Below are 21,751 nucleotides of genomic sequence, written 5' to 3' on the forward strand. Positions count from 1 at the left end.
ACTTCTTTTATATGATAATGCATTTGCTAAACCCTTGATATTTACTGCCTTTCAACTTTTAAATAACAACGGTTTAGCTATTTTCAATCTAATTTATATTTTTTGTGCACAGAACCTAATTAAAACTATATATGATGTGCTTATGTTATGAAATCAAAAAGATATTAAAATTAAAGAAATACTTATATGAAAATTTAATTAAGTAGCTTTAAACTAAAACAAAGCTATCTGGTAAAAGTTTTTCTATATCTGTTTCTCTAACATCTGATTGATCTAGGTTCGATAAAATAATAGGACAATTTTTATCCATTAGCTCCGCTATTACTTGGCGACAAACTCCACAAGGAGTTGAAGCTTTAGGAGTATCTGTAACAATTGCTATCATAGTGATATCATCTTTGATATAGCCTTGGCTATATGCACTAAATAATGCTGAACGTTCGGCACAGTTTGATGGTCCATATGCACAGTTTTCAATATTTGCACCTAAAACTATTTCACCACTTTTCATAAGCAAAGCAGAACCAACTTTGAAATTTGAGTATGGAGCATATGCATTGTGAAATGCCTCTATAGCTTTTGAAATAAGTTTAATTTTATCTTCTTGTTTAATCATTAGTCTATCTTTTGCTAAAAAGGACGTTTAGTTTACACTATTTTTATTTAATATTACAACTTTGTAAAGTTTATTCGGGTATTGTGTGATACAGAAGTTAAATTTTATTTGGAATTTAGTAGATAATATTTACAGTTTAAACTTAGGCGTTATAGATATATTAGTCATCGATTATAGTGTTAAAAAGACTTAAAAATACTTTTAATATAAAATACACATTTTGAGGTGTTTTATGTATATAATATTGGGTATTTTCTTATTAGAATCTTAATAATCATAAATGACAAAAATTCAATATGCTAATTTTGCAACCATAGAAAACTTTTTATTATGTGAAACTCCTAATCAATGGATTAAGAAAGCTTTAGATAATATTGAACTAATGCTAATAGATCATGCTCATTGCGAGATGAAGGCTGCTTCATCAGCAATGACATATATTTATCGCCATCCTGACAAGTATGATTTAGTGACAAGGATGTCAAAAATAGCTCGAGAGGAGCTTGTTCACTTTGAGCAAGTTATGCGAATTTTAAAAAGACGTAATATTGAATATAAGGCTATTTCAGCATCAAGATATGCTAGTCAACTTATAAAAACAGCTCGTACTGATAAAGAAGGGCGATTTATAGATGCATTAATAATAGGAGCATATATTGAGGCTAGATCTTGTGAAAGATTTGCAAAAGTTGCACCGTACTTAGATCATGATCTACAAAAGTTTTATAATGGTTTATTAGAATCTGAAAAAAGGCATTTTACTATTTATCTAACATTTGCTGAGAAATACTCATCAAAAGATATAGGTGAAGATATAAAAAGAATAGGTGAGGTAGAAAAAGAGCTTATATTATCTGCTGACAATGAATTTCGCTTTCACAGTGGTATCTAGAATATATCTTTAAAAGGAATTTCCCTCCATCCTTTATTATCTTCTAGATTTAGATATATATTTTTTGCCTTAGTATCATAGATTATCTGATAAATAGTATATGGATTTTTAGCACCGCCATTTCTTACATTTGTATCCATTATTTTTTTAGCTGTAGGAATATCTATCGTTTGATAGCTCTCTATAAGTTTTGTAAGGTTGCTTCTTCTTGTTATGCTTGAACCCATAGTTTTTATATTTGGTTTTGGTACTAAGTCTCCCCACTTAGGGCTAAGAAAGTTATTAGTTACTACAAAATTTGAGTTTGGTTGTATATTATCTTTTTTGTGGCCTTTAGTCGAAGAGTATTCATAAGAAATAGTGTTATTGCTATCTCCAGCATTAATAATTAGTGAAAAATCTGATTGAGTAGCTTCTAGCTTATTATTAAGTTGAGCTATATCTTTAGAGGTTCTTAACATACTAAGCATTTGTATAAGCATAGTTTCTTTATTTGCATTTACTGAAGAGCCACCAGATAAAAAGCCATTATTTAATTCTATAAATACACCTTTACTATTTAAACAAGATGGACAGTATAGTTGACCTGGCATAGCTATAATAGCTACAGGATAACCTGTACTAAAATTGAAAGTTGTAATACTTAGAAGCTTACTAATTTTATTAAATGGTTTTGAGTAGTCATAATTTCTAAGAATTATTCTGCTATTTGAGTAGCTACTTTTTTGTGAAATAGAAGCAAAGGCACAACCGCTGTTTAATTTTGGTTTAGCTGCTTTTATTACAACAAGAGTTTCCATACCATTAAGTATAATTTCATCATTTAGACTTATATTAGCTCCTTTAGCAGCACCTTTAAGTATAGATTTATATTTATCAGGAAACCTTTTATAAAGTTCATTTGCTTGTTTAAATAAATCGTTATAAGTAAGTCCTTTTTGCTTTATATAATAGTTTTCAATAATTTTTAATGACTCTGACATTTGTTGGCGCATTTGTTGGCCATATTCTACTCCCATCTCATAGTTAGAACCTTTTAAGATATTAATAGGTATACCATTAACTATTTTTTGCTCAGCAATTAGTGAACAAGGGATGAGTAAAATAAGTAATAAGAGGTTTTTAATAATTTTCATAATCAATTTATATTTGTGCTAAATAATAGGCAGCTTCCATTTATATACTATAGACATTATTCTTATAGTTAGTCCAATGCCTATTATTATTGCGGCACTTAAGTATAAGTTTATATTTAGATATATAAATACAATATTCATACCACCAACTATCCCTGCTACAGAGGCATATAGCTCAGATGTGAATGCAACAGGAATATCATTACAAATCATGTCTCTCATAATTCCTCCGGCAACACCATTAAGAATAGCAATAACAATACCAACGATAAATACACTAAAAAAGTGCATAGCAAAAACAGCAGTGCAGACATGATATGCTATAGAACTACCTATATATGCAAAAGCAATAAGACCTATAGAGTCAAGTATTAAAAATATTTTATAAAATTTATTTACATATTTTTGCGTAAAAATAGCTATGATTGAGAAAAATAAGCAGATAACTATATAGTGAGGATTTAAGATAATAGTTACAGGTAAGTTACCTAATAATACATCTCTTACTACGCCACCACCTAAAGCCGTTGTTAGGGCAATGGTAACGACTCCAAAAGCATCCATATTTCTTCTTGAGGATGATATAACCCCAGTCATACTTTCAGCAATTATTCCTAAAAGAAACATTATGGTAAAAATTAATGGTCCTGTAATACCAATATGATACATCGCTATCTCCAATAGCTTATAGATGGCTATTATTTTAGAGATTATTTTTCAAAATTAAATCTTTTTTATGATTAGTTTTGCACAAATATTAGAAGTACTCTTTTCTTTTAGAATATCAAAGCCATCTAGTGAGTATTTGGCCTGCTTCTCAGTTTCAATATATATGATAGAGTCTTTGGTAATAAGTTTATTTTCAGCTATTGAGGTTAGTGCTTTGGGAACTAGATTTTTATTAAAAGGTGGATCAAGAAATATAATTAGCTGAGAGTCTTTGATATCTAGTTTTGTAAGAGCTTTTATACTATCAGTCTTAGCTATTTCAAAATTTAAGATATCAAGTGTTTTAAGATTATCTTTAATTTGCTGTAGAGCTTTAAAATTAAGTTCATAAAATATAGCTTTAGTAGCACCTCTGGATAAACTTTCGATACCTAGGCTACCACTACCAGCAAAAGCATCAATACAAACACTGTCATGTATATAAGGAGCAAGCCAGTTAAATATAGTTTCTTTGAGCTGATCAGAAGTAGGCCGTAGACCATTTATGTTAGGAAATTTAAGTCTGCGGTTTTTATATTTTCCAGAAACTACACGAATAGTGTTTGTTTTCACAGTTAAACATCTCCAACCATTACAGTTATAAATTTATTTTGTTGAATTTGTAAGAATGAGTCGTGTATTTGTTGAGCAGTTACATTTTTGATGTTTCCAACATAGGTGTCAAAGAAATCTATAGCTAGATCTTTATTTGCTATAGATGATAACATATTTAACTTTGAGCTATTTTTTACACAGCTAATTAAGTGAGTTCCCTCAATATGTTTTTTTGAGTTTTCTAGAGTTTCATCATCTACTATACTTTGGATGAAATTACTATAAACATCATTTATAGTTTCTAGAGCTAGCTTTGGATTACTAGTTTGAGCAGATATTACAAAACTACCATAATCTGGGTTAAGGTTTGCATTGCTACCAATATTATAAACTAACCCAAGCTCTTCACGTACTTTATTGAATAATAGTGAATTTAGGCCTCCGCCACCAAGTATTTCATTACCTAGTTTTAGTGGAAAATATAAAGGATCACTTATATCTAGCAATAATTGATGTCCCATTAAAATAGATGTTTGTTTACTATCAAAAGTTTTTTTAATGATTTTTGTATTATTTGCTTTTTGTTCAAATGATAGAGTATTTTTAACACCTTTAGGCAATGAGTCTAGAATTTGTTGAGAGATATCTCTTGCTTGATCTAGCTCAACAGCCCCAACAATACAAATATTAGAATTATTTGCACAAATATATTTACTAAAGAAACCTTCTATATCTTTAATGCTTATATTTTGAACACTATTTTCATAGCCAATAACAGGATGTTTATAAGGATTATTTGCAAAAATATTTTTTGAAAACTCTAGAGATGCTAAATAATTAGGCTGCTGAGTTAGGTAATTGATATGAGTTAGAGTTTGGATTTTTTCTCTATCTAATATATTTTGGTCAAAATCAGGAGCTGTAAATATCTCATGAAGGATCTTAATAGTTTTATCAATAATTTCCTTATCATTTAGCAGACGAATTTTAATGTTAAAAAACTCTTTAGTGGTTTCAGCATGTATTGATACACCAATGTCTGTGATCTTATTTATAAGCTCTTGCTCACTAGATATTTGTGTTTTAGTTGCAAACATACTTACAGCAAGATCAGCTAGACCGTTCAAATTACCATCGAATGCTGAACCTGCTCTGAAGTTTAGCTGTATATCTAGCATTGGAAGGCTTTGTGATTCTTGAAAATATATTGGTGTGTTATCTATATTAAATTTTTGGATCATTGTTTAATCTCTTAGTAAATGTAAAGATGTAAGGTTCTCTTTGTTAAAATATTTATTAAGAACTCGATTTACATCTTCAACAGTCACATCATAAAGTTTTTCTAAATATTTATAGTAATCAACATCAAGGTTGATACTAGCCAGAGAGCCAATAAGGTTTGCTTGAGTTTCTAGGGAGTCCATAGCAAAGACTTTATCAGCTTTTATAGTTACTTTAGCTCTATTTAATTGTTCTTGAGAAATACCTGCTGTTTTTAAATTATCTATAGTTCTCTCTATCTTTTCTTGAATATTCTCTAAATCTTGATCATGATTAGCTATAGCTGTGATAATGAATATATCTTCTCCTTTTATGAAAGGTGAGTATTCGCTATCGATATGGCAACATAGATTTTCTTCTCGTACTAGTTTTTGCTGTAGTATTGAGGCATCAGCACTACCGATAATATTATTTAAAACCATAAGTGCGAAAGGATCATTTTCTTCATAGTTAGTAGTTAGAGAAGGGGTTATATATCCTAGTATTGCAGCATCAGTATCATTTGGGGATTTTTTAATCTTTGAGTATCTATAGCCAAAGTTTATTAAGCTAGGTTCTTGGTTATAATTTTTAAGAGTTGATTTAGGAATATTGCCAAAATATTCTTTTACCATTGCAATAGTTGATTTCTCATCAATATCGCCTACTAAAACAATACTTGAGTTATTTGGAGCATAATGCTGTTGATACCAGTCTTTGAGATTACTAAGAGTATAGTTTTCAATATCTTCTCGCCAGCCAATAATAGGCGAATGGCGAGAATTAGTTTGATAAGCAAGTTTCATAAATTGTTCAAAAGCATAACTAAAAGCTTTGTCATCAACACGTAGATTGCGCTCTTCTAAAACAACTTTTCTTTCTGGAGCAAATTCATTATTATCAAACAATAAGTTTGCCATACGCGAAGATTCTATAGATAAACTAAGCTCAAGATTTTTTTTATGCCAAAATTGATAATAGGCTGTATAGTCAAAGCTTGTAAAAGCATTTTGAAGACCACCATTGTTCTCTACAATGCTGTTTAAATCGTCTTTTGAGTATTTGTCAGTACCCTTAAACATCATATGTTCTAGCATGTGAGAAATACCAGTAAGCTTTTTAGGTTCATATGTTGAACCAACCTTGTACCATATTTGTGATAAAACTACAGGAGCTCGAGAGTCTTTTTTTATATATACGTTTAGATCGTTATCTAGTGAGTATTTTGATATGTTCATATGTTAATTACGTTTCTTTTGACTTTATAAATAAGTAAATTAATAATACTAAAGCTACTGCTGTTGGGCCTGCAGCTCCAAATATAGGAGGGATATGCATTATTAAAGCAATAGGACCAAAAATCTGGTTAATAATAAAGAATGCAAAACCAAAAAATGCTCCGAGGATTAGCTTTATTATTAAAGTTGATGACCTTGTTGATCCGATACTTAAAGGTACTGATAAAAGTATTAAAACCATTAAAGATATTGGTTGAAATATTTCTTGCCAGAATTTTAAAGCTATAGCTGTATCATTAGTTTGACCTCGAGAAAACATGTACTTACTTAATTGATTAAAGTTTAAATAGTTATCATCATTAATAGTAATAACTTGAGCTACTGATATTGGAATAGGGTTTGACCAATTTGTTTTGTTTATACCTATTTCTACATGAATATGCTTTTGTTCATCTTTAGTTGGGAATGTAACTGTGCTTATATTAAATACATCTGCTACAGTATCATTTGTATATTTTGCTGATTGTGCAAAACGTATTTGCTTAATTTTATTATCTTCTACAATAAATTTTCTAATGCCAAAAGCTGTTTTCTTTTTTGGGTCGATATCTGTAATGTTCATCAAACCATCTTTAGTTTTAAACCAAAGGTCATATGTGTTGTATGCAACTGTGTTTGTATCTGATATTTTTTGAAGTACAGGTGCTATGTATCCACCAAAAACCATAGTAACTAAAGAACCAATTATACCAACTAAAACAACTCCTTTAGCTATTTGAAAGGTTGAGCGTCCTGATGCTCTAAGGATAATGATCTCAGAATGGTTAGCTAATAAACTAAGTCCCATAAGAGCACCAACCATAGCACATGCAGGTAGCAGTGTATAAAGTATTCCAGGGAGCTGATAAAAAGTATTGATAATTAGTTCAATATTACTGGCGTTACTATTGTTATTACTTACTTGTGCAAGATAAGTGAAAATGAAAAAGAGAATACAAAATATTATTGTAACTATTAGAAAGCTACCAAATACAGTTTTAAAAATATAACGGTCTATACGATTTAATAGCATTACTTATCCTTTTTAGACGATCCATTTTGTTTTCTAATAGCTTTGATAGCAAATATTATAAATACTATATGAGGTAACCATACACCTATCCATACAGGTATTGATCCATTAGTCATACAGGTATTAATAAACATATTTGTACAAAGATATATTGCTAATACAATAACAGCTGGCAATAACTTAGCATATTTATTTTGTCTTGGCCTCAAACGACAAAGCGCTAGAGCAATTAAAGATGCTACAAGCACAGATAAGGAGTTATTTATACGTGAGAAAAACTCTCCTTCACATGCAGTTGCAAGTTTTGAATCTTTATTGTCAAAGTTTTCTATTAATGAGTGCATGTAGTATCTATCAACTCTTTGGTGGTTAAAATCTCTAATAGTATTATCATAAATCGTATAAATAGCTTTATCAGCTTTACCATAACTTGATTTAAAGGTTGTGGGATCTCTTGAATAGATGTTTACATTTTTAAAATCAACATAAGCAGCTTTGCTATTTGAGTCAATTTCTGCATTTGGAGCAGTTATAACTTTGTATTCACTTTCTTTTGGATCTTTTTGGTATAAAAAAACATTATGTAGCTTGTTCCCTGATTTATCTTTTATGTATAGTACTTTTCCCCCTGGGATCTTTATGATTTTATCATCAGTAACCGAAGATAATAGTGCTTGAGCTGATAAAGATGACTGGTATATGTCAGAAGTCTGTTTTGAAAGAGGAGTAAGATACATTGTTGTAACAAGTGTTATTATAGTTAAAACTACAGCTGGTTTAAGCGTGTTTTTAACTATCTCCATCCATGTTACACCGCCAGCAAGAGTTACAAACATTTCGTTATTTGAAAAGTATTTACCAAAACAAATAATAATTGCTAGAAACATAGCTATTGGAGCTATCAAACTTACGTTTTCTGGAAGAGTTAAGATAACAAACTTTATTATTGAATCTATCCCTAGCCCTCTTGCATAAGCTTCATGAAAAAGCCTAATAAGAAGGTTAGCAGATACTATAGATATTATAAATAGAGTTATAGATGTGAATGTGTTAACTATATCTCTATTGTAGTACTTTTCTAGAATCAATGTTTGGCTCTATATTTATGATAAAATTAAACTAACACTAATTTTATATTTTTTATAAACAAAAGTCAGTAGTTAACAATTGCCTGTGCTAAATTTTAATGTTTTAGTTATACTTTTTTGTTATTATGTCCTTAAAATTTGTTCTAAAAATTAATAAATGGAGCGTAAATGAAATTAGTAGTAAATAGTCAGGCTACAATGCCTGCTCAGATAATAATCGTAGCACAAGAGAATTTACAAAATCTTATCAATGAAACAGAATGTCCAAACTCGAGATCTTTACTGGATAGGAAAGTATTTAAAGCAAAGTCTGCAGAGGTGCTGCCATTATTGCATGCTGATAGAACTGTTATTCTTTTAGGTCTTGGTTTACGACAAGACTTTATAGCTTCAGAATACGATAAAGTAATAGCAAAAGCTGCAGAAGAGCTAAAAAGACTAGATATAAAAGAGGTTTCTGTAAATATTGATTATGCATTTGAAAGTGGTGATGCTAAGCAGTTTACATTAGATACAATTAGAGCTCTTATATCAGAGACTTATGTTTTTGATCAGTTAAAATCAAAGAAACAGAATTATTCTCTAGAGCAAATCGAGTTGGTTTATTCAGGTGATCAAGATATTGATGAGGCAGCTAAAATTGGTTCGGCTATTGCGTGCGGTCAAAACTATGCAAAAGATTTACAAAACTTACCAGCAAATATTTGTAATACAGACTATATGCTAAATGAAGCTAGAGAACTTACATCAAAATATGAAGCATTTAATTTAGATTATTTAGATCAGGATGCTATGGCTGAGCAAGGCATGGGGTGTGCTTTAGCAGTTGGTAGAGGTTCTGATATGTCTAACTATACAGTTTGTATGGAGTATAACGGTGGAGATGAAGACCAAGCTCCTATAGTTTTAGTTGGTAAAGGTTTAGTATTTGATAATGGTGGTATCTGTATTAAGCCTGCAGCAGGTATGGATACTATGAAAATGGATATGGGTGGCGCTGCGACTGTTATGGGTATTATGAAAACTGTAGCTATGCTTAATTTACCTGTTAATGTTGTTGGTGTTATGGCACTTGCTGAGAATGCTGTTGATGCAAGATCATATAGACCTGGTGATGTACTTAAGAGCATGAAAGGTATAACAGTTGAGGTAAGTAATACTGATGCTGAAGGCCGACTAGTATTATGTGATACTCTAACTTATATTGGGAAGTACAAACCAAAAACTGTTATAGATATAGCAACTTTAACTGGAGCTATAATAATGGCGTTAGGAGATGCTTTTTCTGGGTTAATGACAAATAGTGATAAGTTAGCAAATAGCTTACAGCAAGCTGCTAATGCTTCTAGTGATCCTGTTTGGAGATTACCACTACACAAGCCTTATCTTAAAAAGCTAGATAGTAAAGTTGCTGATATGGATAACTCTAGTCGTGGTAGGGCTGCAGGATCAATATGTGCAGGACTATTTTTATCTAGGTTTACAGAAGATTATGAATGGGCGCACCTTGATGTAGCAGGCTCTGCTATGGGCGATTTTGCAAATTGTAAAGCAACTGGTAGACCAGTACCTTTATTAGTTCATTACTTACTATCTCAATCAAGATAAGACTAATCTTATTCTACAATAAAATATTTCTTAAAATTTCCTATATGATGATTATTATCAATATCTTTAAATAAAAAATAGCTAAACTTCTAGCTATTAATCTAATTTATACAATTTTATATATGTTTACTTACAGACTTAAGAATCATGATTAATATAAGTGTTTATTTGTGGTATAATCGTATCTAATTGGGTTTATAAAAAATATAACTTGGAGCTTATTAATGTCTGAAAATAAAGCTTATGATTCATCGAGTATTAAAGTACTCAAGGGTCTAGATGCGGTTAGAAAAAGACCAGGAATGTATATTGGTGATACTGATGATGGTAGCGGTTTACATCACATGGTCTTTGAAGTTCTTGATAATGCTATTGATGAAGCATTAGCAGGACATTGTGATGACATTAAAGTTATCATTAATAAAGATGGTTCGGTATCAGTGTCTGATAATGGGCGAGGTATCCCGACAGATATTCATAAAGAAGAAGGCCGATCAGCTGCTGAGGTTATAATGACTATACTTCATGCTGGCGGTAAGTTCGATGATAACTCTTATAAAGTTTCAGGCGGTTTACATGGTGTAGGTGTATCTGTAGTAAATGCATTATCTGAATCATTATCTTTAGATATTTGTCGTAATGGTTATAGATATTTTCAAGAGTATACTCATGGTGTGCCACAATATCCATTAAAGCAACTTGAACAGACTGATAAAAGTGGTTCGATAATTACATTTAAGCCGAGTAAAGATACTTTTTCTTTTGTTGAGTTTGATTATGATATCTTGATGAAGAGAATTCGAGAGCTTTCTTTTTTAAACTCTGGTGTGAAGATAGAGCTTATTGATAAGATTAATAACAGATCTGAAGTCTTTAAATATGATGGTGGTATTGTAGCTTTTGTTGAATATTTAAATAAAAGTAAAAAACCAATTCATGAGAATGTTATAGCTGTAAATGGTATCAAGGATGATATTCAAGTAGAGCTTGCGTTACAGTGGAATGACTCATATAAAGAATCAATATTCTGCTTTACAAATAATATTCCTCAACGCGATGGTGGTACTCATTTATCAGGCTTAAAAGCTGCAGTTACTAGAACAATGAACTCTTATATAGAATCAGAAGGCTTAAATAAAAAACTTAAGGTTTCTTTAACAGGAGAAGATACTCGTGAAGGCTTAGCAGCTGTACTGTCTGTAAAAGTTCCAGATCCAAAGTTCTCATCTCAGACAAAAGATAAGCTAGTATCTTCAGATGTTAAATCAGCTGTGGAGTCACTAGTAAATGAGAAGTTGCAAGAATTTCTTTTAGAGAACCCTAAAGAAGCTAAAATTGTATGCGAGAAGATTTTAGATTCTGCAAAAGCTCGTGAAGCTGCACGTAAAGCTCGTGATATGACTCGTCGTAAGGGAGCTTTGGATATTGCAGGCCTTCCAGGTAAGTTAGCAGACTGTCAAGAAAAAGATCCATCTTTATCAGAAATATATCTGGTAGAGGGTGATTCAGCAGGTGGTTCAGCTAAGCAAGCTCGTGATCGTAAGACTCAAGCAATTTTACCTTTAAAAGGTAAGATTCTAAATGTTGAAAAAGCACGTTTTGATAAAATGTTAGGCTCTCAAGAAGTTGCTACTCTTATTAAAGCGCTTGGTTGTGGTATTGGTAAGGAAGATTATAATCCTGATAAAACTAGATATCATAAAATTATCCTGATGACGGATGCTGATGTTGATGGCTCACACATTAGAACACTTCTTTTGACATTTTTCTATAGACAAATGCCTGAGCTTGTAGAAAGAGGGTATTTATATATTGCACAACCTCCTTTATATAAAGTGAAAAAAGGTAAGCAAGAAACATATTTAAAAGACGAAGATTCTTTAGCAGAATATCTAGGTAATATTGGTCTTGAAGGAGCTAATATCCATCTTAGTAATAGTAATGTTATATCTGGTCAAGTCTTAGCTAATTATTATGAGTTATATCAAAAATCTGAAAAAGTTATTAAAAAATATGCAAAAACATATCCTGAGAAGTTACTTAGAGTTATGGCGTATAGTACAAAATATGTTGATGAGAATATTGATATTAAACAGTGGTGGGAAGCTATTGTTGAAAAGTGTAATGAAAAAGCATTATCTTATGAGAGATTTAAGCTTATAGAATCAAAAGAGATTGATAGTGATGATCAAGAAACAGTTTCTTATGGAGTTAATCATTATATAAATGGTTATGACACGGATTATATAGTTAAAAATAGCTTCTTTACAACTAAAGACTATGAAGATCTTATTACATATGGTGATGTATTGTCTGATATATCTTTTGATGGTGCATATGTGGAAAGAGGATCTAAAAAAGAGTATGTAGATGATTTTGAGTCTGCGATTGACTGGTTATTACAAGAAGCTAGAAGAGGCAATGATGTTCAACGTTATAAAGGTCTTGGTGAGATGAATCCGGGCCAGCTTTGGGAAACGACTATGGATCCAGATAATAGGGTATTGTTACAAGTTTCTGTCAAAGATGCTGTTGAAGCTGATGCTTTGTTTACAACTCTTATGGGTGATGAAGTTGAGCCACGTAGAAACTTTATTGAGTCAAATGCACTAAATGTTATAAATTTAGATGTATAACAAATAATCTAAATTAGTTATTTCTGGGGCACTATATGATCAATAAGTATTGCCAATTTATCTTTTTAATATTCTTGTTTCCTTTCATAGTTATTGCCAATAATGTTGTTAGACCACAAGCTTTACATAAAGGTGATACCGTAGCACTTTTAGCCTCAGCATCAGCTGTAGCATCTGAGCAAATCCAAGATTCTATAGATAAATTACAGTCTTTAGGTTTGAAGGTTAAATTAGGGCACTATGTTAATCCTATTTACCAAGATGGCTATTTTTCTGCTAAGGCAAAGTATAGAGCACAAGATTTAAATAATGCATTTACCGATCCTAATGTTAAGGCTATTTATGAAATTAGAGGTGGTTGGGGTAGTGCTCAATTACTACCACTAATTAACTATAGCCAAATAGCGAAGAACCCAAAAATCATAATAGGATTTAGTGATATAACTTCTTTGCTTTTAGCTATAAATAAAGAAACTGGATTAATTACATTTCATGGACCCTTAGGTGTAGAGCCTTGGCCAGACTTCTCTAGAAAATATATGAAAGAAGTTCTTTTTGATTCTAAGAAAGCAATATTTAAAAGTGTTACTCCTACCCAAACAATTTATCCTGGAAAAGCTACGGGTGTTCTCTTAGGTGGCAATCTAGGCAATTTAGTAGCTTTAATTGGAACTAAATATGAACCTAACTGGAAGGGTAAGATCTTATTTGTAGAAGAAGTTGATGAAAAGAACTATCAGATAGATAGGATGATGAATCAGCTACAATTGGCTGGGGTTTTCAGTAAAATTAATGGTTTTGTTTTTGGCGAATGTACAAAATGTGAAAAGCCTATTAGAGGTGAGCAAACCTTAAAAGGCATACTTAAGTATTACCTCGTTAAAAATAAGATTCCTTCTTTTATGGGTGCAAGCTTTGGACATGGTGAAAATAACTTTACACTGCCTACAGGTGATAAAGTTGAGATTAATACAGATACAAAAACTATCAAAATGCTAGCTCCAGCAACCCAAGCTTAGAGTTAAATAAAATTATATTTCTGAGAATAGTTTTTATTATTAACAAAAAATAATTTATCTATAGCGGTTGAAGATATTATAATGTTGCTTGTATTTTATTTCACTAAATCAAAAAGGAGTACTCTAAAATGTCTGAAATCAACTTAAAAACGGGTTTAGCAGAGATGTTAAAAGGTGGAGTTATAATGGATGTTGTAAATGCACAACAAGCTGAAATAGCTCAAGAAGCTGGTGCTGTGGCTGTGATGGCTCTTGAGAGAGTGCCTGCTGATATCAGAAAAGATGGCGGTATAGCTAGAATGTCTGATCCAAAGCTTATCAAAGAAATCATGTCTGTGGTATCTATACCTGTAATGGCAAAAGCAAGGATAGGTCATTTTGTTGAGGCTCAGATCTTAGAATCTTTAGGTGTTGACTTTATTGATGAAAGTGAAGTTTTAAGCCCAGCAGATGAGATAAATCATGTTGATAAACGAAGTTTTAAAGTACCATTTGTATGCGGGTGTACAAATCTAGGCGAGGCTCTAAGAAGAATAGGTGAAGGAGCTGCTCTTATTAGGACAAAAGGTGAGGCTGGTACAGGAAATATTGTTGAAGCTGTGAGACAGTTAAGACAAGTAACTAGAGATATAAACTATATTAAAAGTGCCGATCCAACAGAGCTAATGTCTATTGCAAAAAATATGCAAGCCCCATATGAGCTTGTTAGATATGTTCATAAAAATGGTAAGCTACCTGTACCAAATTTTTCTGCTGGTGGTGTTGCTACTCCTGCAGATGCAGCATTGATGATGCAATTAGGTGCTGAATCAGTTTTTGTTGGATCAGGTATATTTAAATCAGCGGATCCATTAAAAAGAGCAAAAGCTATAGTAAGTGCAGTTACTTACTATAATGATCCTAAGTTGCTTGCTGAAGTTTCAACGGATCTTGGAGAGCCGATGACAGGTATTAACTGTGATTTTGAAAAGTTCTCAGAAAGAGGTTGGTAATGTCAGTAAAAGTAGGCGTCTTAGCAATTCAAGGAGCTTATGCAAAGCATAGCGATATGCTTAAATCTTTGGGTGCTGATGTGAGGTTAGTAAAATCTAGTGCTGATTTTGAGAGTATTGATAAGTTGGTTATTCCAGGTGGAGAAAGTACTACACTTTTAAATGTACTAGCGAAACATTCTTTATTTGATAAATTGCGTGATTTTTGTAGTAAAAAACCTGTTTTTGGTACTTGTGCTGGGAGTATTATCTTATCAAAAGGACCTAGTTATCTTGGGCTAATAGATTTAACAGTTGAGCGCAATGCTTATGGTAGACAGCTAGATAGTTTTATTACAAACCTTGAGTTTGATGGTGGAAGTATATCAGGTATGTTTATTAGAGCTCCCAGATTTGTATCTATTGGAGATAATGTGGACGTTCTATCTAGCTATAATCATTCACCAGTCTTAGTTAGACAGGGAAATGTTCTAGTCAGTAGTTTTCATCCTGAGCTAACAAATGATGCTTCGATACATCAATATTTCTTAAATATGTGAATTATTTTTGGCACTTCTTACAGTAAAAAGTGTTTCTTTGACCAATTACTAGGCTTTGAATTTTTGTATTACATGTATAGCATTCTTGGTTTACTCTGCCATAAACATTAAGTTGTTGAGTAAAGTAACCAGGTTTTCCTTCTATGTTTTTATAGTCTTTAAGAGTAGTACCACCTTCAGCAATAGCTTTTTCTAGTATCTTTTTTATAGATATCGTGAGTTTTTCAGCTTCTTTTTTAGTAATGGTGTTAGAAGCTCTAGTTGGTAATATATTACTATCAAAAAGTGCCTCACTTGCATAAATATTTCCAACGCCGACGACTATAGAGTTATCCATAATGGTTTGTTTAATCTTTCTAGATGTCTTAGAGAGTCTTGTTACTAAGTATTTAGCGTTGAAATCATTTGTTAGAGGTTCTACACCATGAGAAGCCAAAACTTTATGTTCAAGTGGCGAGTTATTAGAGTTTATTAGCCAGTAGCCAAACTTACGCGGATCGTTATAGATTATACTAATGTTGTCTGAAAGTCGTAAAATTATATGATCATGTTTGATTCTGTCATACTGCTTTGTTTCCTTAATTTTTATAACTCCAGACATTCCTAGATGAATTATAAGTTGTAAATCATCTTTTAATGTTATTATCAGATGTTTACCTCTTCTTTGAACATTTCTTATTTCATTATTTTTAATATTTGATAATTGGGTATTTTCAATTGGATAGCGGAGTTTTTCTGTATATGTCTCTACATCAAGTATTTTTTTACCAATAATATTTTTAGTCAATCCTCTTTTGACTGTTTCTACTTCAGGAAGTTCTGGCATAAATGTTATATTGTTATAAAAATTAATGTGAGTATATGATAACATAATATCCTATGCAGTAAGTTTACATTGTCAATTAACATAGGATAAAAATGCGCCTAAATCAGCTTAAATCTTCTATCCATAAAAGACTTAATCAATCTTATATATATGATTGTAATAAAGAAATTGATTTTAGACAGTTTAAGAACGGCTCGATAATTGTTGCTAACGATACAAGTATTATTAGTGTTCTAGCACTAAAAACATTTTTAGATAGCCAAAATATTACAGTGCTAGATACTTTTGATGAGCGAGCTAAAGGTCTAGAAAAAACTATGCAAAAGATTGGTATTGGTTTTGTTGATCATATTAGTTTTTGGGATCATCAAGGTGTATTGCTAGTTAATAAAAATCTTATTTCTCAATTAGAGCAAAATGATCATAGATTTTTAATGTTTATCTGCGGCCCTGAAATGCCAAGTTTTCCTAAACGCAAAAATTTAGATAGGCAAGTATTCTTTGATATTTCTACTTTACAAAGTTTAAGAACTCTAAATGAGGAAATGGAAGATTTATCTGTAAGAGCATGGGAAGAATATTTGCAATTACTTAAAGCTCCAGCAGAAATATGGTTTAGGCAAATGCTAAATGCGAAAAACAACCTTGTCCTAACAGATACAACCGGGGTTAGTTTAGACGGATATAAATTTACGACTGGGGCTGCTTTAATGTCTAAAAAGCTCCAGGAAATTACTGAAAGTGAAGATAATGTTGGGATATGTTTGCCTACAAGCGGTGGTGGTTACCTAGCAATTTTAGCATTAATGATGAGTGCTAAATCAATAGTTAATCTTAATTACACTGCTTCAGAAGATGCTTTAAGACACGCGATAAAAAATGCCGATATTAAAACTATTATAACTTCTGGGGCATTTGTTGAGAAACTTACACATAAAGGTTTCTTTGTTGAGGAAGTATTCTCAACTTGTAAAATTGTTTATCTTGAAGATATCAAAGCTAAAATTACAAAACTAGAAGCAATTAAAACGCTACTAAGCATGAAGCTATTGCCTGCAGATTGGCTTGTTAAGAAATACATCAAACCAACAAAACTAGAAGATTTATCTTTTATAATCTTTAGTAGCGGTAGTGAAGGTGTACCAAAAGGTATTGCTATTAAACAGAAAAATCTTCTAGCAAATGTTTATCAAAGTACAAATGTTATTGAGTGTAAAGATAATGACTCTGTAGCTGGGATATTGCCAATCTTTCATGCCTTTGGTTTGACTATATCATTGGTTTCTCTTTTTCAAGGTGGCTATATTGCATGTCATCCAGATCCGACAGATGCTAAAGGTGTGGCAAATTTAGTTAGGAAAAATAAAACTACTGTACTTTGTGCAACGCCAACATTCTTAAGAATTTATACAAAGAATAAGTCAGTTGAAAAAGAAGATTTTGCAACTATTAGGCTTATTGTTACTGGGGCAGAAAAATTATCAAAAGAAGTACGCTCAATGTTTGAAGAGAAATTTGATAAGGTAATTAACGAAGGTTATGGCACTACAGAGCTTTCACCAGTTGCTGCAGTTAATAGACCAACAAAATCGCCAAATAAGATAGGAACAGTTGGACTTACCGTGCCAGGTGGGCAGTTTAAAATTATACATCCTGAGTCTCACGAGGAGCTTCCAACAGGTACTGAAGGTATGATTATCTACAGAGGCGTTAATAAGATGGATTATTATCTTAATGACCCTAAGAAGACTAGTGAAGTTATGATAGAGAAATGTGGTCATATATGGTACATAACAGGAGATAAAGGTAAGATTGATGGCGAAGGGTATTTAACTGTTGTTGATAGATACTCTAGGTTTGCTAAAGTAGCTGGTGAAATGGTAAGTTTGGGTCTTCTTGAGCAAAAAGTTTATGATGCTTTGAGAGAAAAAGGATACGATTCTCATCAAATTGATTTTGAAGTTCTGGCTGTTGCCACTTCAGATACTAAACGTGGTGAGATAATTAGTTTACTCTATACTTTAGAAAGTTTGGAGCCAAGTGATTTAAAAGATATTGTTAGACACTCTGGTATAGAAAATTTATATAAACCAACAAATTATTTTAAAGTTATTGATATACCTAAATTAGGGTCTGGTAAGACAGATTTTTCAAAGGCTAAAAAACTAACTAATGAATTAGTCAAGGCATAACAAATGCATTTTTCAGTATTATTACAAGAATCAATAAATGATTTAAATATAAACCCGGAAGGTATTTATGTTGATGCAACCTTTGGAAGAGGTGGACATTCTCGAGCAATACTAAGTAAATTAAATGATGGACGTTTAATAGCTTTTGATAAAGACCTTGATGCTATACACTATGCTAATGATAATTTTACATCTGATAATTTTGAAATAGTTCATACAAGCTTTGCTAATATCTATAAGTATTGTCAGCAAAATAATCTTTTAGGTAAAATAGATGGTATTATTATGGATCTTGGTGTTTCTTCGCCACAGTTAGATAATGCTGATAGAGGATTTAGCTTTATGCATGATGGTCCTTTAGATATGCGTATGGATACTAGTAGTGGGGTTACAGCAAGTCAAGCTTTAGATGATTTATCTGTTGAAGACCTAGCTTATATATTTAAAGTTTATGGTGAAGAACGTTTTGCAAAAAAAATTGCTCAGAGAGTAAAGTCGTATATACAGGAAAATGGTAGTATAAAAACTACTCTAGAGTTATCAAACCTTATAAGAGAAACAATAGGTAAGAGAGAAAAGAAAAATCCTGCAACTAGATGTTTTCAAGCTCTACGAATTTATGTTAATAATGAACTAGGTGATTTAGAAGATTTGTTAGGAGATATCTTAGATGTTATTAAAACTGGTGGAAGGATTGCTGCGATATCCTTCCACTCACTAGAGGATAGAATTGTTAAGCAAAAATTCACATCTTTGATTACTCCAAAGCAAGAAGTTAATCGTATTACTAAGATGTTACCTCAAGATAATAGTCTTATAAAACTAAAATGGATTACAAAAAAATCTAAAGCAAATCAGGATGAACTTGATCAAAATGTTCGCTCGAGAAGTGCTATTTTAAGGGTGGTAGAAAAACTATGATGTTAACAAACCGTCAAATTAGAATAAGACTTTTTGAGTCGCTTAGAAATAGTTTCTTTAGAAAGACTGTTGGGATATCTTTTGCATTGTTATTTATTTTGTTAATAACAGCATTTAGTCTGATTGTTGTGCGTTTTGAATATAAGCTACAATTAAATCAACAAAAAGATTTAATTGTAGAAGATTCTAAACTAGATGAGGAATGGAGCCAGATTGTTTTAGAATATAGCTCCTTAGCTGCACCAACTGCTGTTGAAAAATTTGCAGAAAAAGAAAAAATGTCTTTGCCAACTAAGGCTGATTTACGTTTTCTAAATGAGCAAGGGGAGGACTCGAATAATGAGTAACTATCGACCTAAGCTTAGACACCTTGTTGTTATTGTCCTTCTTATTATAAGTTTCTGTGTATTATTTTTTAAGCTTACGTATATGGAAACTATACAGTATCCAAGATTAAAGCAAGAAGGCGATAACCGTAGTGATAGAAGTATAAATATCAAAGCTTATAGAGGGATAATCGTTGATAGAAATGGAAATCCTCTAGCTATAAGTACGCCAGTTGATACTATTTGGGTAGACCCTTTTTATGTAAAAGCTAATAGTCCGGAACTGAAAAAAGTTATGGATATTTTAGGTTTATCTAAGAAAGAAAGAGAAAAAATTGAAAGACAGGTTAAACCTAGAGAGGGACGTAGTGGCTTTGTATATATCAAGCGAAAAGTTCAGCCATATTTATCACAGAAAATTAAAGATCTTGATATAACAGGTATTCATGTAATACGTGAGTTCAAACGTTATTATCCATTAGCAGAGGTAGCTTCACAGATTGTTGGATTTACTAATATTGATGGTAAGGGTCAAGAGGGGCTTGAGCTTGAGTTTAATAAGTTTCTAACAGGTCATGATGGGTATTTTGAGTACAAAAAAGATCTTCATGGAGGTGTTGCATCTAAAAATGAAGATAAGTATATTGAGCCTAAAAATGGTCATAATTTACAGATAAGTATTGATTCTAGAATTCAATATGTCGCATATAAATATTTAAAAGAAGGCGTGATTAAAACTAATTCCGAAGCAGGTTCTGTAATTGTTGAGAATGTTCATACTGGTGAGATATTGGCTATGGCAAACTATCCATCTTATAACCCGAACAGTATGGCTGATGCGTATCCTGATAGGCGAAGAAATAGAGCGGTTACTGATGTATATGAGTTAGGTTCTGTGATGAAGACTTTTGCTGCTGCTACAGCACTTACTTACGGAGATGATGTGAGTGCGAATGAGCCTGTTATTGATACTCACCCTGGATATTATCGTATCGGTAGAAATACAGTGCGTGATGAAAGAGATTATGGTGATGCAGATCTTAGATATATTCTAATGAAATCAAGTAACGTTGGTATTTCAAAGATGATACTAAGCCTAACAGATCCAACTATACTTGAATCTTCTTTAAGAAATTTTGGTTTTGGTGATAAAACAGGTATAAAGCTTCCTGGAGAAAGAGATGGATATGTTCCTCCTACAGATCAATGGGGAGATTTCCAACTTGCAACTTTATCATTTGGTTATGGGATGAATGCCACAGATTTACAACTAGTAGCTGGAGTATCAGCAATTGCCAATGATGGTCAGTATATCAAACCGACAATTTTAAAAAGACAACCTGGAGAACAAATTAATTCAAGGCCTGTTCTATCAAAAAAAGACTCTAAAGAAATGATAAGTATGATGGAATCTGTCGTTGAAGGGATGGGTGGAACAGGTCCTAAAGCTAGAATCCCTATGTATCATGTTGCTGGTAAAACAGGTACTGCTAGGATGTTAGAAGGGGGAACTTATGGAGCTAAATACTTGGCTAGTTTTGTTGGCATGGTACCAGCGAGCCATCCTGATTTGGCGATAGTTGTAACAATTAAGGATCCTAAAGGGGATCATTATGGGGGTGGTTCAGTTGCTGCTCCAGTTTTTGCAAATGTAGCTTTAAATAGCTTACAGATCTTAGGTATTGAACCTGATAATGTTAATAACTAAAACTTTTGTTTTTTAGATCTTTATAGTATATAATTATGCGTTGGTAAACTGTTCCTTTGTGCGGTTTATCTAAAGTTAATTATAATCAAGAAAACAAACGGAGAAAAGTTATGTTAACAGCTCAAGATAAGCAAAACATCATTAAAGAAAATCAACAGTCAGAAGGTGATACTGGTTCCCCTGAGGTTCAAGTTGCACTTTTAACTGCAAGAATTAATGACCTTCAAGGTCACTTTGCAACTCATAAAAAAGACAATCACTCAAGAAGAGGTCTTTTAAGACTTGTAAGTCAACGTCGTAAATTATTAGACTATTTACATGATAAAGATGTAGAAAGATACCGTAGCCTAATCAAAAAACTAAACCTACGTAGATAATAAAATCTCATCTTAGTTGTTCTTACATCGTATAAAATCAAA

Annotated in this window: 20 protein-coding genes; 11 read left to right on the forward strand and 9 right to left on the reverse strand. The window is 32.0% G+C overall.

Annotated elements, in window-relative coordinates:
- Nucleotides 1–208: 208 nt before the first annotated feature.
- The gene (gene cdd, locus AB8E56_RS02625) at nucleotides 209–616 is read right to left on the reverse strand and encodes a cytidine deaminase (protein WP_329477680.1); all 408 of its coding nucleotides are present in this window, start codon (nucleotides 614–616) and stop codon (nucleotides 209–211) included.
- Between the two features lie 280 nt (nucleotides 617–896).
- Between cdd and AB8E56_RS02630 the strand changes: the two genes are divergently transcribed.
- Entirely contained in the window at nucleotides 897–1,508 is a 612-nt protein-coding gene (locus AB8E56_RS02630) for a tRNA-(ms[2]io[6]A)-hydroxylase (protein WP_329477682.1), read from the forward strand.
- On the opposite strand, the gene AB8E56_RS02635 is transcribed toward AB8E56_RS02630, so the two are convergent.
- From AB8E56_RS02635 to lptF, 7 genes are read right to left on the reverse strand one after another with little or no spacing between them, the layout of a single operon-like run.
- A complete protein-coding gene (locus AB8E56_RS02635) occupies nucleotides 1,505–2,644 on the reverse strand; it encodes a C45 family autoproteolytic acyltransferase/hydolase (protein ID WP_329477684.1) in 1,140 nt (379 codons plus the stop codon). The two genes, AB8E56_RS02630 and AB8E56_RS02635, sit on opposite strands and share 4 nt — an antisense overlap.
- Nucleotides 2,645–2,662: 18 nt before the next feature.
- A complete protein-coding gene (locus AB8E56_RS02640) occupies nucleotides 2,663–3,313 on the reverse strand; it encodes a trimeric intracellular cation channel family protein (protein ID WP_329477686.1) in 651 nt (216 codons plus the stop codon).
- Between the two features lie 54 nt (nucleotides 3,314–3,367).
- Complete coding sequence (gene rsmD, locus AB8E56_RS02645; RefSeq protein ID WP_329477688.1) at nucleotides 3,368–3,925, reverse strand: 16S rRNA (guanine(966)-N(2))-methyltransferase RsmD; 558 nt, start codon at nucleotides 3,923–3,925, stop codon at nucleotides 3,368–3,370.
- A gap of 2 nt (nucleotides 3,926–3,927) precedes the next feature.
- Entirely contained in the window at nucleotides 3,928–5,148 is a 1,221-nt protein-coding gene (locus AB8E56_RS02650; RefSeq protein WP_329477690.1) for a pitrilysin family protein, read from the reverse strand.
- 3 nt (nucleotides 5,149–5,151) lie between these two features.
- Complete coding sequence (locus AB8E56_RS02655; RefSeq protein WP_329477692.1) at nucleotides 5,152–6,405, reverse strand: pitrilysin family protein; 1,254 nt, start codon at nucleotides 6,403–6,405, stop codon at nucleotides 5,152–5,154.
- A 7-nt stretch (nucleotides 6,406–6,412) separates the two neighbouring features.
- On the reverse strand, nucleotides 6,413–7,477 hold the full coding sequence (gene lptG, locus AB8E56_RS02660; RefSeq protein WP_329477694.1) for an LPS export ABC transporter permease LptG: 1,065 nt from the start codon (nucleotides 7,475–7,477) through the stop codon (nucleotides 6,413–6,415).
- Nucleotides 7,477–8,565 (reverse strand): LPS export ABC transporter permease LptF, encoded by a 1,089-nt coding sequence (gene lptF / locus AB8E56_RS02665; protein WP_329477696.1) that lies wholly within the window; start codon nucleotides 8,563–8,565, stop codon nucleotides 7,477–7,479. The genes lptG and lptF overlap by 1 nt, the downstream gene beginning before the upstream one ends.
- A 168-nt stretch (nucleotides 8,566–8,733) precedes the next feature.
- Between lptF and AB8E56_RS02670 the strand changes: the two genes are divergently transcribed.
- The 5 genes from AB8E56_RS02670 (at nucleotide 8,734) to pdxT (ending at nucleotide 15,359) form a co-directional block, all read left to right on the forward strand.
- Nucleotides 8,734–10,173, forward strand: a complete 1,440-nt coding sequence (locus AB8E56_RS02670) for a leucyl aminopeptidase (RefSeq protein ID WP_329477698.1) — start codon at nucleotides 8,734–8,736, stop codon at nucleotides 10,171–10,173.
- 224 nt (nucleotides 10,174–10,397) lie between these two features.
- On the forward strand, nucleotides 10,398–12,809 hold the full coding sequence (gene gyrB, locus AB8E56_RS02675; protein ID WP_329477700.1) for a DNA topoisomerase (ATP-hydrolyzing) subunit B: 2,412 nt from the start codon (nucleotides 10,398–10,400) through the stop codon (nucleotides 12,807–12,809).
- Nucleotides 12,810–12,844: 35 nt separating this feature from the next.
- Nucleotides 12,845–13,828, forward strand: a complete 984-nt coding sequence (locus AB8E56_RS02680) for an LD-carboxypeptidase (protein WP_329477702.1) — start codon at nucleotides 12,845–12,847, stop codon at nucleotides 13,826–13,828.
- A gap of 128 nt (nucleotides 13,829–13,956) precedes the next feature.
- Nucleotides 13,957–14,820, forward strand: a complete 864-nt coding sequence (gene pdxS / locus AB8E56_RS02685) for a pyridoxal 5'-phosphate synthase lyase subunit PdxS (protein WP_329477704.1) — start codon at nucleotides 13,957–13,959, stop codon at nucleotides 14,818–14,820.
- Entirely contained in the window at nucleotides 14,820–15,359 is a 540-nt protein-coding gene (pdxT, locus tag AB8E56_RS02690; RefSeq protein WP_329477706.1) for a pyridoxal 5'-phosphate synthase glutaminase subunit PdxT, read from the forward strand. Before pdxS ends, pdxT begins: the two co-directional genes overlap by 1 nt.
- Before the next feature lies 1 nt (nucleotide 15,360).
- Here the strand turns inward: pdxT and mutM are convergent, their stop codons facing one another.
- Nucleotides 15,361–16,185, reverse strand: coding sequence for a bifunctional DNA-formamidopyrimidine glycosylase/DNA-(apurinic or apyrimidinic site) lyase (mutM, locus tag AB8E56_RS02695; protein WP_329477754.1), 825 nt, complete (start codon nucleotides 16,183–16,185; stop codon nucleotides 15,361–15,363).
- 92 nt (nucleotides 16,186–16,277) lie between these two features.
- Here mutM and AB8E56_RS02700 point away from each other — a divergent pair, with 92 nt between their 5' ends.
- The 5 genes from AB8E56_RS02700 (at nucleotide 16,278) to rpsO (ending at nucleotide 21,709) form a co-directional block, all read left to right on the forward strand.
- Nucleotides 16,278–18,377: an AMP-binding protein gene (locus tag AB8E56_RS02700; RefSeq protein WP_329477708.1), complete on the forward strand. Its 2,100-nt coding sequence runs from the start codon at nucleotides 16,278–16,280 to the stop codon at nucleotides 18,375–18,377.
- Between the two features lie 3 nt (nucleotides 18,378–18,380).
- Entirely contained in the window at nucleotides 18,381–19,298 is a 918-nt protein-coding gene (rsmH, locus tag AB8E56_RS02705; protein ID WP_329477710.1) for a 16S rRNA (cytosine(1402)-N(4))-methyltransferase RsmH, read from the forward strand.
- The gene (ftsL, locus tag AB8E56_RS02710) at nucleotides 19,295–19,645 is read left to right on the forward strand and encodes a cell division protein FtsL (RefSeq protein WP_329477712.1); all 351 of its coding nucleotides are present in this window, start codon (nucleotides 19,295–19,297) and stop codon (nucleotides 19,643–19,645) included. Before rsmH ends, ftsL begins: the two co-directional genes overlap by 4 nt.
- Nucleotides 19,638–21,332, forward strand: coding sequence for a penicillin-binding protein 2 (locus tag AB8E56_RS02715; RefSeq protein ID WP_329477715.1), 1,695 nt, complete (start codon nucleotides 19,638–19,640; stop codon nucleotides 21,330–21,332). The genes ftsL and AB8E56_RS02715 overlap by 8 nt, the downstream gene beginning before the upstream one ends.
- Nucleotides 21,333–21,442: 110 nt before the next feature.
- On the forward strand, nucleotides 21,443–21,709 hold the full coding sequence (gene rpsO, locus AB8E56_RS02720) for a 30S ribosomal protein S15 (RefSeq protein ID WP_329477717.1): 267 nt from the start codon (nucleotides 21,443–21,445) through the stop codon (nucleotides 21,707–21,709).
- Nucleotides 21,710–21,751 lie beyond the last annotated feature (42 nt).

Origin of the sequence: Francisella sp. 19X1-34, from assembly GCF_041102755.1 — a bacterium.
Classification (GTDB): domain Bacteria; phylum Pseudomonadota; class Gammaproteobacteria; order Francisellales; family Francisellaceae; genus Francisella.